This window comes from Streptomyces sp. NPDC005863, assembly GCF_042871345.1.
In the GTDB taxonomy this organism is placed as follows: Bacteria; Actinomycetota; Actinomycetes; order Streptomycetales; family Streptomycetaceae; genus Streptomyces.
Genome location: NZ_JBIAII010000005.1, coordinates 468,341 through 484,862, shown reverse-complemented (window position 1 = coordinate 484,862; position 16,522 = coordinate 468,341). Strand labels below are relative to the sequence as shown.

Sequence of the window (16,522 nt, the reverse complement as noted above, 5' to 3'; positions counted from 1 at the left end):
GATGACCTGGAAGGGACGCTGTCTTCGATGATGGAACCGAGCGCTCGCCTCGTACTGCTTCCTCCCCCGCGCCTGGCCGATCTGCGTCGGCGGGCCGGTGACCACCGCGACCGGACCCTCGCCGACGCGTGTGCCGTCGCGCTGACGTACTGGGCCACCGGACGGAGTCCCGAAGGCATCGAGCTCACCGACGCCACGCTCTTCGCCGACGTGCTCGGCTGGGTCGCCAACGGCGGCACCGGGCCCGGCAGTCGGGACGCCGGCGAGGACGGCCGGAGCATCGCCGTCCCGGACGGCGTCACGCAGGCCGACGCGCAGCTCGCCCTGGACGACCTGGCCGACTTCCCCGACCGGCCGCTGGGCACCATCGGCGCGACGGGCGCCGAGGAGCGGCTGCGGACCCTCCTCGCGTGGAACGACACCGACGCGGAGCGGGTCCGCCCGACCATCGTCGAGATGTTCCGGGAGCAGGCGCGCAGCCGCCCCGACGCCGTCGCGATCGTCGACGAACACCGGTCCCTGACCTACCGCGAGGCCGCCGAGCGCTCCGCCCAGCTGGCCCACCACCTCGTCGGCCGCGGGCTCACCGCCGAACAGGTCGTCGGCATCTCGCTCGGCCGCTCCGCGGACATGGTGATCGGCCTGCTCGGCGTGTTGCAGGCGGGCTGCGCCTTCGTGCCGCTCGACCCGCAGTGGCCCGCCGCGCGCCGCGCCGTCGTCATCGAGGACGCCCGCGTCGTGGTGCAGCTCAACGACTCCGGCTCCGGCGACCCGGACGAGCCCGAGGCCGTCCAGGTGGACCTCGGCGACTGGCGGTTCGGCGCCGAGCCGACCGAGGCGCCCGCGCTCCCCGTGCCGGGTGCCGCCCTCGCGTACGTCATCTTCACGTCCGGCTCCACCGGGCGGCCCAAGGGCGCGATGATCCGTCACGAGGCCATCGCCGAGCGGCTGCTCTGGCAGGTCGACGAGATCCTGCACTTCGGCCACGACGACGCCTCGCTCTTCAAGGCGCCGCTGTCCTTCGACATCTCCATCAACGAGATCTTCCTGCCGCTGGTCAGCGGCGGCCGCCTGGTCGTCCTGCGCCCCGGCGGCGAACGCGACCCGCACCACCTGCTCGGCGTGATCGCCGAACAGCGCGTCACCTTCACGTACTTGGTCTCGTCCATGCTGGACGTGCTCCTGGAGATGGCCGGCGACTCCGGACGCCTGGACAGCCTGCGGCACGTCTGGTGCGGCGGCGAGGTGCTCACCCCCGAGCTGTACGAGCGGTTCCGCACCCGGCTCGACATCCCGATGTACCACGGCTACGGCCCGGCCGAGACGACCATCGGCGTCTCGCACGTCATCTACCGGGGCGCCGCGGAACGCCTGTCGACCTCCATCGGCAAGGCCAACCCCAACACTCAGTTGTACGTCCTGGACGACGAGCTGCGCCCGGTGCCGGTCGGCGTCGGCGGCGAGCTGTACGCGGGCGGCTTCCTGCTCGGCCGCGGCTACGTCAACGCCCCCGGCCTGACCGCCTCCCGCTTCGTCGCGAACCCTTTCGCCGCGGACGGCTCCCGGCTCTACCGCACCGGCGACCTCGCCCGGTTCCAGCCGGACGGCTCCCTGGACTTCCTCGGCCGCGCCGACAACCAGATCAAGATCCGCGGCATGCGCCTGGAGATCGAGGACGTCGAGGTCGGCCTCGCCGAGCACCCCGGCGTCCGGCACACCTGCGTCGTCGCCAAGAAGAACACCGCGGGCGGCACCTACCTCGTCGGATACGTGATCCCGGCCGCCGGCCACGAGGGGCTGCGCGCCGACGACGTCAAGGCGTGGGCCACCGCGCACATGGTCGAGTACATGGTGCCCGCCCACCTCGTCGTGATGACGGAGTTCCCGCTCACCGCCAACGGCAAGCTCGACCGCAAGGCACTGCCCGAGCCCACCACCGGCACCGGCGCCGTCGTCCCGCCCGCCACCGAGGACGAACGCGCGGTCTGCGCGGCGGTCGCGGCCGTCCTGCAGCTCGACGAAGTCGGCGTCGACCAGGACTTCTTCCAGCTCGGCGGCGACAGCATCCTGACCATCTCGCTGCTGAGCGCGCTGCGCGAGGCGGGCCTCTACGTCACCGCGCGCCAGATCTTCGACCACAGTGTCGTCGGCGCCCTGGCGGCGGTGGCGAGCCGCGAGGACGTCTCCACCGTCGACCACGGCGACGTCGCGACCGGGCCCGTCGAGGGCTCGCCGATCGTGCAGTGGCTCGGCGAGACCACCGACGCGATCGACGGCTTCGTGCAGTCCGTGGTGCTCAACACCCCCGCCGACCTGACCCCCGAAGCGCTCGACGAGATCCTCTCCGCGCTCCTCGCCCGGCACCCCATGCTCCGCGCCCGCCTGGTGCGCGGCGAGCGCTGGAGCTTCGACATCCCGGAGACGGCCCCGGCCGCCCCGGTGTGGCGGGAGAGCGACCTGCCGCTCGACGCGTGCGTCACGCTCGCGACCGACGGGCTCGACCCCGACGGCGGCGCGATGTTGCGCGCCGTCTGGCGCCGCGCCGAGCGCCAACTGGTCGTCGTCGCCCACCACGTGGTCGTCGACGGCGTCTCCTGGCGGGTCCTGATGGAGGACCTGGCCACGGCCTGGCGCCAGTGCGCCGCGGGCACGCCCGTCGAACTGCCGCCGGAGGGCACCTCGTTCCGCCGCTGGACCCAGCTGCTCGGACGCCCCGGCTTCGAGGCCGACCACGCGTACTTCCGGCGCCCCCTGCCGGGCGAGGACCGTCCGGTGGGCCGGCGCCCGCTGGCCGCGGACGACACCGTCGCACGGGAGCGGCTGCGCACCGTCTCGGTCGGCCCCGAGGTCACCGCCGCGCTGCTCGGCGAGGTCCCCGCCAAGTTCCACGCGGGCGTCAACGACGTGCTGCTCACCGCGCTCGCCGTCGCCCTCGCCCGCTGGCGCCGCGACCTCGGCCAGGACCAGACGTTCGCCCACATCGAGCTGGAGGGCCACGGCCGCGAGGGCCGGTACGTGGCGGACGCCGCCGGTTTCGAGCCCGAACTCTCGCGCACCGTCGGCTGGTTCACCACCCTCTTCCCGGTGACCGTCGACCCCGGCACCGCCCCCGACCTCACCTCACCCGCGTACCTCGCCGCCGCCCTGAAGGCGGTCAAGGAGGACCTCGCACGGGTGCCGAGCAACGGCATCTCGTACGGCGCGCTGCGCTACCTCGGCGACACCGCGTTCGACGCTCCCGCGCCGCAGGTGCTCTTCAACTACCTCGGCCGTTTCGACGCGGGCGCGCAGGGCGACTGGAACCTCGCGGGCACCACCGGCCAGCTCGGCGAGAAGCGCGACCCCGCCATGCGGCTGCCGCGCGCCCTGGAGTTCAACGCGATCGCCGAACCGGCCGCGGGCGGCGGCGAGTACGAGCTCGTCACGACCATCTCCTGGCCCGACGGTCTGTTCACCGACGAGGACGTCGAGACCCTCGGCGGCTACTTCCGGGTGGCCCTGGCCGGTCTCGCCGCGCTCGACGCGGGCGGCCACACACCCAGCGACTTCCCCCTGGTGCCGCTCACCCAGGCCGACGTGGACGCCCTGGACGGCGCGTCGCTGCGGGACGTCCTGCCGCTGACCCCGCTGCAGGAAGGCCTGTACTTCCACTCGGTGTTCGACGACGACTCGGCGGGCGCGTACGTCGAACAGCAGCTCCTCACCCTTGAGACACCGGACGGCGAGGTGGACGCCGACCGGCTCGCGGCCGCCGCCACCCGGCTCCTCGCCCTCCACCCGAACCTCGCGGCACGCTTCACGGCCCTCGCCGACGGACGCGTCGTCTCCGTCCTGGAGCACGGCGTCGAGCCGCCCTTCACCACGCTGGACCGCCCCGGCATCACCGACGCCGAGATACGCGAGCTCGCCGAGCGCGACCGCCGCGCCGGATTCGACCTCGCCACCGGCCCGTTGATGCGGTACACGCTCATCCGCGCGGGGGAGGGGCGCACCGTCCTGGTGCAGACCGTGCACCACATCATCGCCGACGGCTGGTCGGTGCCGCCGATGCTGCGCGCGCTGCTCGCCGAGTACCACGCGCCGGGCACCGTGTACCCGGTCGGCGGCTTCGCCGACTACGTGCACTGGCTCGCCGGACGCGACGACGACGAGAGCGACCGGGTGTGGCGCGAGGAGCTCGCCGGGCTGCCCGGCGCCTCACTGGTCGCCGAGGGGCACACGCCGTCCGACCGGTTCGCCGACACCGCCGCCGAGGCGCAGGCCGACGTCGACGCGGCGGTCCGGGACGCCGGTGTCCCGCTGAGCGTGGCCGTGCACAGCGCCTGGGCGGTGACGCTGGGCGGCATCCTGCACGCCGACGACGTGGTCTTCGGCTCCACCGTCTCCGGACGCGACGCCGACGTGCCCGGCATCGGCGACATGGTGGGTCTGTTCATCAACACGATCCCCGTCCGCGCCCACTGGTCCGGGTCGACCACCGCACGCGACCTGCTCGCCTCCGTACGCGAGCACCAGGGCGCCGTCCTGCCCCACCAGCACGTCTCGCTGGCCCGGATCGGCCGCCAGGCGGGCGCCGGATCGCTCTTCGACACGCTGGTCGTCTTCGACGTCGCGACCGACCTGGACAGCCTGCGGACCCCCGACGCCGAGCTCGTCATCACCGACCTCGTGAACGAGGGCGCCCCGCACTACCCGCTCACCCTCGTCGTCGAGCGCGCCCTCGACGGCCGCCCCCGCTTCAACCTCATCTACGACGGTGAACTGCTGCGCGAGGAGAGCGCCCAGGAGATTTTGCGGACGTTCGGCCAGACCCTCACGAGCCTGCTCACCCGCCCCGACGCCCTGGTCCACGACCTCGTGCCCGGAGACTCCCGGCTGCCCGTACGCGTCGAACCGACCACCCTGGGCGGCCTGTTCGACGCCGCCGCCCACCGCGACCCGGCGGCCATCGCCGTGACCCAGTGCGCCCTGGACGGCGGCACCCGCTCCCTCACGTACGGTGAACTGGCGCACGCCAAGGACGAGTTGGCCGCCACCCTGCGCGCCGCCGGGGTCGGCCCGGGACGACGGGTCGCCGTCGCCGTGCCCCGCTCCGTCGAGCAGGTCACCGCGCTGGTCGCGATCGTCACCGCGGGCGGCGCGTACGTCCCGCTGGACCTCGCCTACCCGGACGAGCGCCTGGAGTACATCCTCACCGACGCCGCCCCACAGGTCGTCCTCGTCGACCGCGAGCAGCGGGACCGCTTCACCGCGCTCCTCGACCGGACCGGGCTGCGCGCCCGCGTCCTCGTCCAGGGCGAGGAGCCGCCGCACGACGCGACGGACGCGCCCGCACCGGAGGCCGGCTGGCACGACCCCGCGTACGTCATCTACACCTCCGGCTCGACCGGCCGCCCCAAGGGCGTCGTCGTCCCGCACTCCAGCGTCGTGACGTTGCTCGCCGACACCCGGCCCGACATGGGCTTCGGGCCGGACGACGTGTGGGTGCAGTTCCACTCCTTCTCCTTCGACTTCGCGGTCTGGGAGCTGTGGGGCGCGCTGGCCCACGGCGGTGAGCTGCTGGTGCCGGAGTACGGCCTGACCCGCTCGCCCGTCGACTTCCACCGCCTGGTCCGCGAGCGCGGTGTGACCGTGCTCAACCAGACACCGTCGGCCTTCTACCAGTTCATCGAGGCCGACCGGCACGCCGACGAGCCGGCCGGTGCGCTGCGCCGGATCATCTTCGGCGGCGAGGCGCTGGACCTCGGGCGGCTGCGCGGCTGGGTCGACCGGCACGGCACCGCATCGCCCGAGCTGGTCAACATGTACGGCATCACCGAGACCACGGTCCACGTCACGCACCGGGTGCTGACGGACGCGGACTTCGGCGGCGCGGACCTCGCCGGTGCGGGTGACGTCAGCCCGATCGGTGGGCCCATCCCGGGTCTGGTCGTGCATCTGCTCGACGACCGGCTGCGGCCGGTGCCGCCGGGCAAGGTGGGCGCCATCTACGTCGCGGGCGACCAGGTGTCGCTCGGCTATCTGGGCAGGCCGGGGCTGACCGCGGGCCGCTTCGTGGCGAACCCGTTCGCCGGCGACGGCTCCCGGATGTACCACACGGGCGACCTCGCCCTGCGTACCCTCGACGGCGAGCTGGAGTTCGCCGGGCGCGCCGACGACCAGGTGCAGCTCAAGGGGTTCCGCATCGAGCTCGGCGAGGTGGAGTCCGCGGTCCGTGAGCTGGACGGCGTCGTCGACGTGGCGGTCACCGTCGCGGACAGCGGCGACCACCTGGTCGCGCACGTCGTGGGCCGGGCCCCCGGCGACTTCGCCGAACGGCTCGCCGCGAAGCTGCCCGTGCACATGGTGCCGGGCCGGGTGCTGGCGCTCGACGCGCTGCCGCTGACCGTCAACGGCAAGCTGGACCGGAAGGCCCTGGTGGCACGGGCGGCTGCGACCGCCGACGACACCGGCGTGCGCGGCCCCGTTCAGGACGCGCCCGCGTGCCCCGGTCAGGACGCGCCCGCGACCGAAGGCTCCTCGGCCCTCTCCCAGTTGACCGGTGTCTTCGCGGACGCGCTGCCCGGCTCCGCCGTCGACGCCGACACCGACTTCTTCGCCGCCGGGGGCGACAGCATCGTCGCCATCACGGTCATCAACCGGGCCCGCGCCCTCGGCCTGCCGATCGCGCCCCGGGACGTGTTCCTGCTCAGGACGCCGCGTGCCCTCGCCGCCCACCTGGGGTCGAGCACACCGCAGACGCCCGCGCCCGCCTCCGAGCGGCACGCCGACGGACCCCTGCCGCCGACGCCGATCATCCTGCGCCAGCGTGAACTGGGCGGCTCCCTCGACCGGTTCGTGCAGGCCAGGACCGTCCCGGCGCCGGAGGGCGCCGGCTTCGCCGAGGCCGAGCGGGCCGCGCACGCCGTCGTCGCCGCACACCCGGCGCTGCGGCTGCGGCTGCGCGTCGAGCACGGCGTGTGGGCCCTGAGCACCGAGCCCGCGCGCGAGGTCACCGTCGTCCGCAGCGACGCGGCCGACGCGACGGCGGCGGCGCACGAGGCGGCCGACCGGCTCGACCCCGAGGCCGGGGACGTCATCGCGTTCTCCTGGCTGGAGTCGAGCCGCACCCTGGTCGTCACCGTGCACCACCTCGCCGTCGACGCGGTGTCCTGGCTGGTCCTCGCCGACGACCTGACCGCCGCCATGCGCGGCGCGGAACTCGCGCCGCCGACCACGTCCTACGCGGAGTACGCCGAGGCGCTGACGCTGCGGGCCACCGAGCCGGCCGACTCCCTCGGCCACTGGGTCGACACGCTCCGGGCGGCCGAACTGCTGCCTGCCGTCGGCGCGTTGCGCGAGAGGACCGTCGTCCTGCCGCCCGAGGTGAGCGACCGCGTCACCCGCACCGCGCCCGCCGCCCTGGGCGTCGGCCTCACCGAACTGCTCTGCGGCGCGCTGCGCACCGCGCTGACCCACGTCCAGGAGGACCCCACCGACCTCGCGGTCGAGCTGGAGCGGCACGGCCGGGTCCCGGCGCTCGCCCACCACGACTACACGCGCACGGTCGGCTGGTTCACCTCCATCGCGCCGGTGCGCCTCACGGCGCACACCGACCCCGTCGCCGCCGCCCACGAGGTCGCCGCGCGCCAGCCGGACGAGGAGGGCCACACCGCGTACGGCAGGCTCCGCTACCTCAACCCGCAGACGGCGCCGCTGCTGACCGCACGCCCGCAGGTGCTGTTCAACTACCTCGGCCGGGGCGGCGAGTCCCGGGCGGTGCACGTCACCGGCGGCGACCAGCGAAGCCCGTACGCCGTCGAGGTCAACGCCTGGACCGACGAGGCGACCGGCAGCCTGCACGCCGCCTTCACCCTCGCCGAGGGCGTGCCCGACGAGATCACCGGGCACTGGACGAGCGCCCTGGAACACCTCGCGGACGCCGCCGCGACCGCCGAGCGCACCGCGCCGGTCACCCCGCTGCAGCGCGGCCTGTTCTTCCAGGCGCAACTGGCGGGCGCCGCGGGCCACTACGTCGCGCAGAGCTGGTTCACCTTCGACCGGCGGCTCGACACCGACGCGCTCGCCGACGCGATGGCGCACGTCATCGCACGCCACCCGATCGTCGGCGCCGGCTTCACCACCGACGACGACGGCAACCCCGTCCAGGTCCTCAAGGCGGGCCGCCGCGTCCCCGTCCGCACGGTCGAGCTCACCGGTGAGGCCGAGGTCGACGCGCTGCGCACCCGCGACCGCGACACGGGCTTCGACCCGGGCGAGCCGCCGCTGATCCGGCTGACCGTGGTGCGGCTTCCGGACGGCCGCGACGGCCTGCTGCTCAGCTACCACCTGCTGCTGTGGGACGGCTGGTCCCGCGAGATCGTGCTGCGCGACCTCTTCGACGCCTACGAGGCCGTCGTCGCGGGCGAGCCGCTCGACGCGAGCCCGGCCACGCCCGGCTTCGAGGAGTACGCGCGGGAGCTCGCCGCCAAGGACCCGGAGGTGTCGACCCGCTTCTGGGCGGAGCACCTTGCGGAACTGCCGGGCCCGACCCTGCTCGCCGGACCGGGCCCGGCCCTGACCGAGGAGCTGCCGCCCGCGCTCGTGCACACCCTCTCCGCCGAACAGTCGGAGCTGCTGCGGGACGCGGCCAAGAAGCACGGCGTCACGCTGAACTCGGTGCTGACCGGTGCCTTCGGCCTCCTGCTCGGTGCGCACACCGGCCGCGGTGACGCGGTGTTCGGCGTGACCGTCTCCGGGCGCGACGGCGAGGGCCTGTCCGACATCGTCGGCGTGCTGCTCAACACCGTGCCGATGTGGACGAGGGCGCGGCCCGACGACACCGTCGGGGGCTATCTGTCGGCCGTGCAGGCCTCCCGGGTCGACGCGATGGAGCACGAGCACCTCGGGCTCGGCGAGATCCAGCGGGCCAGCGGGCACGACACCCTCTTCGACAACCTGTTCGTGCTCCAGAACTTCCTGGACATGGATGCCTTCGCGGAGATGAACTCCCGGCACGGCATCACCTCGGTGAAGGCCGACGACTCCACGCACTATCCGTACACCTGGGTCGTCACGCCCGGTGAGAAGCTCACGATCAAGCTGGAGCACCGCCACGGCGACACCGCGGACGCCCGGCGCCTCCTCGACGACTACGTGCGCGTCCTTCAGGACCTGGCCCGCGCGAGGGGCCCGCTCGGCGCGCTGCCGGGCCTCGGCGAGCACCCCGAACCCGCCGGGCGCACGGACATCGGCACGGACACCGTCGTCGACCGGTTCGACCGCGCGGCCGACCGTGACCCGGACCGGATCGCCCTCGTCGCCCACGGCGCGACGCTGACCTTCGCCGGGCTGCGGGACCGCAGCCGCGCGGTGGCGGGTGTCCTCGCCGCACGCGGCATCGGCCCCGAGACCACGGTGGGCCTCGCGATTCCGCGCTCCCTCGACTCGATCGTGGCGCTCTTCGCGGTGCTGCGCGTCGGCGCCGCGTACGTACCGCTGGAGCTCGACCACCCGGACGAGCGGATCGCGGCGATCGTCGCGGACGCCCGTCCGGAGGTGATCCTCACGGTGAGCCCCGTGTCCCCGCGCCTGGCGGGCGCCTGCGAACTGATCGAACTGGACCGGCCGTTGCCCGCGGCCGACCCCTTCGTGACGTTCGCGCCGGACGACCCGGACCGGCTGCGCCACCCCGCGTACACGATCTACACCTCGGGATCGACCGGCAAGCCCAAGGGCGTGGTGACCGAGTACGCCGGTCTCACCAACATGCTGATCAACCACCAGCGCCGGATCTTCGAGCCGGTCCTCGCGGTCCACGGCCACCGGCGCTTCAGGATCGCGCACACCGTGTCGTTCGCGTTCGACATGTCGTGGGAGGAGCTCCTGTGGCTCGCCGACGGCCACGAGGTGCACATCTGCGACGAGGAGCTGCGGCGTGACGCGCCAGGACTGGTCGCGTACTGCGCCGAACACGGCATCGACGTCATCAACGTGACGCCGACGTACGCCCAGCAGCTGGTGGCCGAGGGCCTTCTCGACCGCCCGGGGCGGCGCCCCGCGCTGGTCCTGCTCGGCGGCGAGGCCGTCACCCCGTCGCTGTGGCAGCGGCTGGCGGACACCGAGGGCACGGTCGGCTACAACCTCTACGGACCTACCGAGTACACGATCAACACCCTGGGCGTCGGCACCTTCGAGTGCCAGGACCCGGTGGTGGGCGTCGCCATCGACAACACCGACGTGTACGTCCTCGACCCGTGGCTGCGCCCCCTGCCCGACGGCGTCCCCGGCGAGTTGTACGTGGCCGGCGTCGGCATCGCCCGCGGCTACCTCGGACAGCCAGGGCAGAGCGCGCACCGCTTCGTCGCCTGCCCGTTCGGCGCACCCGGCGAGCGCATGTACCGCACCGGCGACTTGGTGGTCCGCAGGCCCGACGGGAACCTGACGTACCTCGGCCGCACCGACCAGCAGGTCAAGATCCGCGGCCACCGGGTCGAACTGGGCGAGGTCGAGGCGGCGTTCGCGGCCCACCCCGCGGTCCGGTTCGCCGCGGCGGTGGCCCAGGCCGACCCGCAGGTCGACGGCGCGTACCGGCTGGCCGCCTACCTCGTCCTGGACGGCGCCGACCTGGCCGCCGTCGCCGCCGAGGTGGGCGCCGCCCTGCCGGACTTCCTGCGCCCGACCCACTACGCCGAGGTCGACGGCATCCCGCTCACCGTGAACGGGAAGGCTGACACCAAGGCGCTGCCGGAGCCCAAGCCCCTCGGCGCGCTGACCACGGCGGGGGAGCGCGGCCCTGAGACCGAGACGGAGAGCGTGGTCTGCGAGTTCTTCGCCGAAGCCCTGGACCTCGACGACGACGAGGTGAGCGCGGTGAGCGATTTCGTGTCCCTCGGCGGACACTCCATGCTGGCGGTGCGCCTCATCGGGCTGCTCCGCCGCGAGTACGGCCCCGTGGTCACCATCCGTGACCTGTTCACCCTGCGAACCCCGGAAGCGATTGCCCGCCATCTCGATGACAACTCCTGACACGACTCCCGACCCGCCGCGGCCCCGCAAGGGATCCGACATCCTCAAGACCGCCCTGCGCCGCAACATCGGCGCCATGGCCCTGGGCACCCTGCTCATGGGCCTGTACCAGGCGGGCGAGACGGCCTTCCCCATCGCGCTCGGCATGATCGTCGAGCACACGATGAAGGACGACCGGACCCTCGGCGCCCTCGGCCTGTCGATCGCCGCGCTCGCCGTGATCATCACGACCGTCTCGCTGTCGTGGCGGTTCGGGATGCGCGTCCTGCAGAAGGCCAACACGACGGAGGCGCACCGTTGGCGGGTGCGGGTCGCGGGGTGCGGGCTGCAGCCGGTGGCCCGGGACGTCGACCTCAAGTCCGGCGAGGTGCTGACCATCGCCACCGAGGACGCCGACCAGACCGCGGACATCATCGAGGTGGTGCCGCTCCTGGTCAGCTCGCTGGTCGCGGTGGTGGTCGCGGCGGTCGCCCTGGGCCTGGCCGACCTGCGGCTCGGCCTGCTCGTGATGGTGGGGACGGTCGCGATCCTGTCGATCCTGAGCGTGATGTCCAAGCGCATCGGCTCCAGCACCCGGGAGCAGCAGGCCCGGGTGGCGCGGGCGGGTGCGAAGGTCGCCGACCTGATCAGCGGCCTGCGTCCGCTGCACGGCTTCGGCGGCAACCACGCGGCGTTCCGCTCGTACCGCGAGGTCAGCGCGGAGGCGATGCACCAGTCGGTCACCGTCGCCCGGGTGAACGGCGTGTACGCGGGCACCGCGCAGGCCCTCAACGCCGTCCTTGCCGCCGCGGTGACCCTGACGGCGGGCTGGCTGGCGTTCGAGGGCCGGATCACCATCGGTGAGCTCGTGATGGCCGTGGGCCTCGCGCAGTTCATCATGGAGCCGCTCAAGATGTTCTCGGAGATGCCCAAGTACGTGATGATCGCGCGGGCGTCGGCGGAGCGGATGGCGCTGGTCCTCGCCGCGCCGCCGGTGACGGACCCGGGGACGGGGCGCCCGGCCGCGGGCGGCGGCCTGGAGGTCGACTGCGTCCGGTACGGGTCGCTGCGCGAGCTCAAGTTCACGGTGGCGCCGGGCGAGTTCGTGGCCATCGCCGGCTACCAGCCACGCGCGGTCGCCGACCTCGCCTCGATCCTGGCGGTGAACGTGCCGCCCGAGGCGTACGAGGGTGTGGTGCGGGTCAGCGGGCAGGAGATCGCCGACCTGTCGGTGGAGTCGGTCCGCGAACACCTGCTGGTGAATCCGTACGACGGCGAGATCTTCGCGGGCACGCTCCGCAGCAACATCGATCCCTCGGGCACGAGTGGTTCGGTCCCCGAGGCGGTCGAGGCGTCCATGCTGACCGATGTGGTCGCGCTGCACCGCGAGGGACTCGACTACGCGGTCCGCGACCGCGGCGCGAACCTCTCCGGCGGGCAGCGCCAACGGCTCTCCCTGGCCCGCGCCCTGGCCGCGGACACGGACGTCCTCGTCCTGCACAACCCGACGACGGCCGTCGACGCGGTCACGGAACAGCTGATCGCCCGCAACGTGGCGAAGTTCCGTCGGGGCCGGACCACACTGGTGATCACCAGCAGCCCGGCCCTGCTGGACACGGCAGACCGAGTCCTGATCCTGTCCGACGGCATCATCACAGCAGAGAACACCCACCGAAACCTCTTGGCCCACGACGAGGACTACTGCGCGGCGGTGGCACGCTGAGGGTGGGGTGAGGGGTGAGGGGTGAGGGGTGGGGGATGCGGGGGGTGAGGGTCGGCGCTGGTCTGGGGCGGGAACGTACGAGGTCGCGTACGGTGCGGGTGAAGGGGCGCGGGGAACGGCGCGAGCACCCCCCACCGGGCGGACGGCTAATTCGCGCACCCCGTCGCGGGGGCCGGGACGTACGAGGCGCGTACGGCGCAGGTAAGGGGCGCGGGGAACTGCGCGACCAACCCCCACCGGGCGGACAGCCGATCCACGGGCCCCGTCGCGGGGACCGGAACGGGCAAGGCCACACACGGCGCAGGTGAAGGCGCGCGGGGAACGGCGCGAGCAACCCCCACCGGGCGGACAGCCGATCCACGGGCTCCGTCGTGGGGGCCGGGACGGGCGAGGCCACACACGGTGCAGGTAAGGGGCGCGGGGAACTGCGCAATCACCCCCCACCGGAGGGACGGCCGATCCACGCGCCCCGTCGCGGGGGCCGGGGCGTACGAGGTCGCGTACGGCGCAGGGGAAGGGGCGCGGGGAACTGCGCAATCACCCCCCACCGGAGGGACGGCCGATCCACGCGCCCCGTCGCGGGGGCCGGGGCGTACGAGGTCGCGTACGGCGCAGGGGAAGGGGCGCGGGGAACGGCGCAAGCACCCCCCACCGGGCGGACAGCCAACTCGCCCACCCCGCCGGGGGGACCACGCAAGGTCACGCCCCTCAGGGGCTACCCCAAAGCCCAGGCAACATCCCGAAGCACCGCCCCCCGCCACCCCGCCCGATCATGCCCAAACGCCCCCCGGGCGACCCGCACCCGCGCCCCCGCCTCCCCAACCAGCCCCTCGACCACCTCACAGTGCGGCAACATCCCCACCTCGTGCTCCCCGACGTCGAACGCGATCCGCAGCCCCGACAGGTCAGCCCGGCGCTCCCGCAACCGCTCGGCGACGGCACCGCCCAGCGGCCCCGCCAGCAGATCCGCCCGCCCCAACGCATCCCGCGTCCACCAGAACGACGCCGACTGACAGGCGACCCGGGAGACCAACTCGGGGAACTCCAACGCCGCGTACATCGCGCTCAGCCCGCCGAGGCTCTGCCCGACGACCACGAGCCGCCCCGGATCGCCCGGGACGCCGCTCTCCGCGACCAACGGGAGCAATTCGTCGCGGACCGCCTCCCAGAGCGCGGGGTCACAGCCGAACTCGGCCGCGCGGTCCTTGGCCGGCAGGAAGACGAGCGTGACGGGAGGCATCTCGCCCGCGGCCACGGCCGCGTCGAAGGCGGTCATGGCCGGATGCAGATAGAGCCAGTCGTCCCCGTCGAGCAGCAGCACCAACGGCCCGCCGCCGCCCACCGGATGGACCCGTACGGTCCGCCGCCCGCCGAGCCGTTCGCTGGCCCAGCGGATCCGGGTGCGCGGCACGGGCAGGACGTCATCGGCGCCGACGAGCGGCCAGTGCGGCGCGGCCGGCACGTCGGGCGTGGCGGCGATGGACCGATCACCGCCCGCACCGGCCGGATTAAAGGGATCGGCGTACGCGCCACCGTCCAAGCCCATGACCCCGCCCCCGCCCCCATCCCCGTCCCCGTCCACGAGGAATTGATAGGTCACACACAACCGCTCGGGCATCGCCACCTCGGCGTACCAGCAGTCCGAATCCCGCCAGCGTCGCAGCGGGACGGGGTCGGACCAGCTCTCGAAGGAGAGGGTCGCCGGCGCCCCGCGCCACAGGAACAACATCGTCCAACCGCCACCGCCACCGCCGTCGGCGTCAGTGGGAACGGAGACGGGCGCACCGACCCCGGCCCAGAACGCGTCGGTGCCGGGTTCCCCGGCTAGCCCGTACGCGCCGAAGGCGGGGGAAGCGTTCTCCGTGTCGGCACCCGGGCGCATGAACGTCTCCTTGTGAGAGGGAAGGGGAAGAGGCTAAGCTCGCAGTAATTTAGGGGAGCCTAACCTAATCAAGCTCTCCCCTTCCATCCCTGGTCAGCCCAAGGAGGCACTCACCCATGAGCACCAACCCCTTCGACGACCCCGAGGGCCGCTTCCTCGTCCTGGTGAACGACGAGGGCCAGCACTCGCTCTGGCCGTCGTTCGCCGAGGTGCCCGGCGGGTGGACGACCGCCTTCCCGGAGAACTCACGGGAGGCCTGCCTCGAGTACATCGAGACCAACTGGACGGATCTGCGCCCCAAGTCCCTCATCGCCTCGATGGACAGCTGACCCACGGGGGTCCACACCGCGGAGGAACCCCGTCGATGCTCATCACCAGACTGACCAACGCGCGCTTCCTCACCATGGATCCGGACCACCCCGTCGCCCATGACCTCGGCATCTGGCGGGGCCGGATCGTCGGCCTCGACGAGGCCGTGACGTCACTGCCCGCGGCCGAGGTGGTCGACCTCCAGGGCGCCACCGTGCTGCCGGGGTTCATCGACGCCCATGTGCACCTGGCCTGGACGGGGTTCAAGGAGCGGACCCCGAGCATCGCGGGCCGTACCCGGATCGACGACGTGCTCGCCGTCGTGGCCGAGGCCGTCGCCGAGAGCCCGCCCGGCGCCTGGGTGAACGTCGCCGGCTACGACCAGCGGGCCCTCGGTCGCCATCTGACCGCCGCCGACCTGGACCGGGTCAGCCGCGGACGCAAGGTGTACCTGCTGCACGACTCTGGCCACGGCTGCGTCGTCAACTCCGCCGTCCTCGCGCAGTTGCCCGGCGACCTCCCGCACGAGAACGGTTTCCTCGCCGAGGGTGCCATGGGCGCCGCCCGCGCGCTGCGCCTGCCGTACTCCCAGCGCGAACTGGCCGACGCCATCGGCCGCGCCGCCCGGACCTGTCTGGCCGAGGGCATCACCGCCTGCGCCGAGGCGGGCATCGGCGGCACCCTCTTCGGCCACAGCCCGGTCGAGCTCGGCGCCTACCAACTCGCCCGCGAAGAAGGTCTCTTGCCGCTGCGCGTGCAGCTCATGGTCTCCGCCGACCGGCTGCGCCCGGTCGCCGCGCACCGCGCCGACGGCATCCCGCGCGCCCTCGACCTGGGCCTGCGCACCGGCTTCGGCGACGACCGGCTCTCGGTGGGCGCGCTGAAGATCTACACGGACGGCGGGATGATGGCCCGTACCGCCGCGCTCAGCAGCCCGTACGAAGGCCTCGACCACGCAGGCCAGTTGCAGGACGACCCGCAGACGCTCGCGGACACCATCGTGGCGGGGCACCTCGCGGGCTGGCAGCTCGCCGTCCACGCGATCGGCGACCGCGCGGTCGACCTCGCGCTGGACGCACTGGAAGAGGCCCAACGCCGCCGCCCCCGACCGGACGCCCGGCACCGCATCGAGCACGCGGGCCTGATCCGCCCCGACCAACTGCCGCGCATGGCACGGCTCGGCGTCGCCGCGGTCGTCCAGCCCAACTTCCTGCGGTACTTCGGCGACGACTACGCCACGATCATGGGCGAGGAACGCGCTCCCTGGCTCTACCGGGGCAGGGCATTCCTGGACCACGGCATCCCCCTCGTCGGCAGCTCCGACCGCCCGGTCACGGACGGATCCCCGCTGCGCGCCGTCCAGTTCATGGTCGAGCGCGCCGCCGCGTCCGGCCGGCCGATCGGCCCCGACGAGGGCATTACGGTCGACGATGCCCTGCACGCCTACACGGTCGCCGCCGCCAGAGCCTGCCACTGGGAGGACACCCTGGGCACCCTCACGCCGGGCAAACTCGCCGACCTGACGGTGCTCGCCGACGACCCGCACCACGTCGACGTGGCGCGGATCGGCGACATCGAGGTGGTGGCCACGTACGTGGGCGGAGAATGCGGCGACCTCTAGG

The 16,522-nt window shown here is 73.3% G+C and carries 5 protein-coding genes; 4 read left to right on the top strand and 1 reads right to left on the bottom strand.

Going from position 1 to position 16,522, the window contains the following annotated elements; all coding sequences use genetic code 11:
- The first annotated feature begins 27 nt into the window (after positions 1-27).
- Positions 28-11,007, top strand: coding sequence for an amino acid adenylation domain-containing protein (locus ACFYO9_RS21155; RefSeq protein ID WP_358777115.1), 10,980 nt, complete (start codon positions 28-30; stop codon positions 11,005-11,007).
- Positions 10,994-12,709 carry an ABC transporter ATP-binding protein gene (locus ACFYO9_RS21150; protein ID WP_358777116.1) on the top strand — a complete coding sequence of 572 codons (1,716 nt, stop codon included), beginning with the start codon at positions 10,994-10,996 and terminating at the stop codon, positions 12,707-12,709. Before ACFYO9_RS21155 ends, ACFYO9_RS21150 begins: the two co-directional genes overlap by 14 nt.
- A gap of 715 nt (positions 12,710-13,424) precedes the next feature.
- On the opposite strand, the gene ACFYO9_RS21145 is transcribed toward ACFYO9_RS21150, so the two are convergent.
- The gene (locus tag ACFYO9_RS21145) at positions 13,425-14,591 is read right to left on the bottom strand and encodes an alpha/beta fold hydrolase (protein WP_358777117.1); all 1,167 of its coding nucleotides are present in this window, start codon (positions 14,589-14,591) and stop codon (positions 13,425-13,427) included.
- Positions 14,592-14,707: 116 nt separating this feature from the next.
- Between ACFYO9_RS21145 and ACFYO9_RS21140 the strand changes: the two genes are divergently transcribed.
- Together ACFYO9_RS21140 and ACFYO9_RS21135 are read left to right on the top strand one after the other, a co-directional pair.
- A complete protein-coding gene (locus tag ACFYO9_RS21140) occupies positions 14,708-14,920 on the top strand; it encodes an MbtH family protein (protein ID WP_355804394.1) in 213 nt (70 codons plus the stop codon).
- A 35-nt stretch (positions 14,921-14,955) separates the two neighbouring features.
- Positions 14,956-16,521: an amidohydrolase gene (locus ACFYO9_RS21135; protein ID WP_358777118.1), complete on the top strand. Its 1,566-nt coding sequence runs from the start codon at positions 14,956-14,958 to the stop codon at positions 16,519-16,521.
- Position 16,522 lies beyond the last annotated feature (1 nt).

Excerpts from the sequence above, each read along its gene's own strand:
- ACFYO9_RS21155 (WP_358777115.1), top strand. The coding sequence starts at position 28 with ATGATGGAACCGAGCGCTCGCCTCGTACTGCTTCCTCCCCCGCGCCTG.
- ACFYO9_RS21145 (WP_358777117.1), bottom strand. The coding sequence starts at position 14,591 with ATGCGCCCGGGTGCCGACACGGAGAACGCTTCCCCCGCCTTCGGCGCG.
- ACFYO9_RS21140 (WP_355804394.1), top strand. The coding sequence starts at position 14,708 with ATGAGCACCAACCCCTTCGACGACCCCGAGGGCCGCTTCCTCGTCCTG.
- ACFYO9_RS21135 (WP_358777118.1), top strand. The coding sequence starts at position 14,956 with ATGCTCATCACCAGACTGACCAACGCGCGCTTCCTCACCATGGATCCG.
- ACFYO9_RS21150 (WP_358777116.1), top strand. The coding sequence starts at position 10,994 with ATGACAACTCCTGACACGACTCCCGACCCGCCGCGGCCCCGCAAGGGA.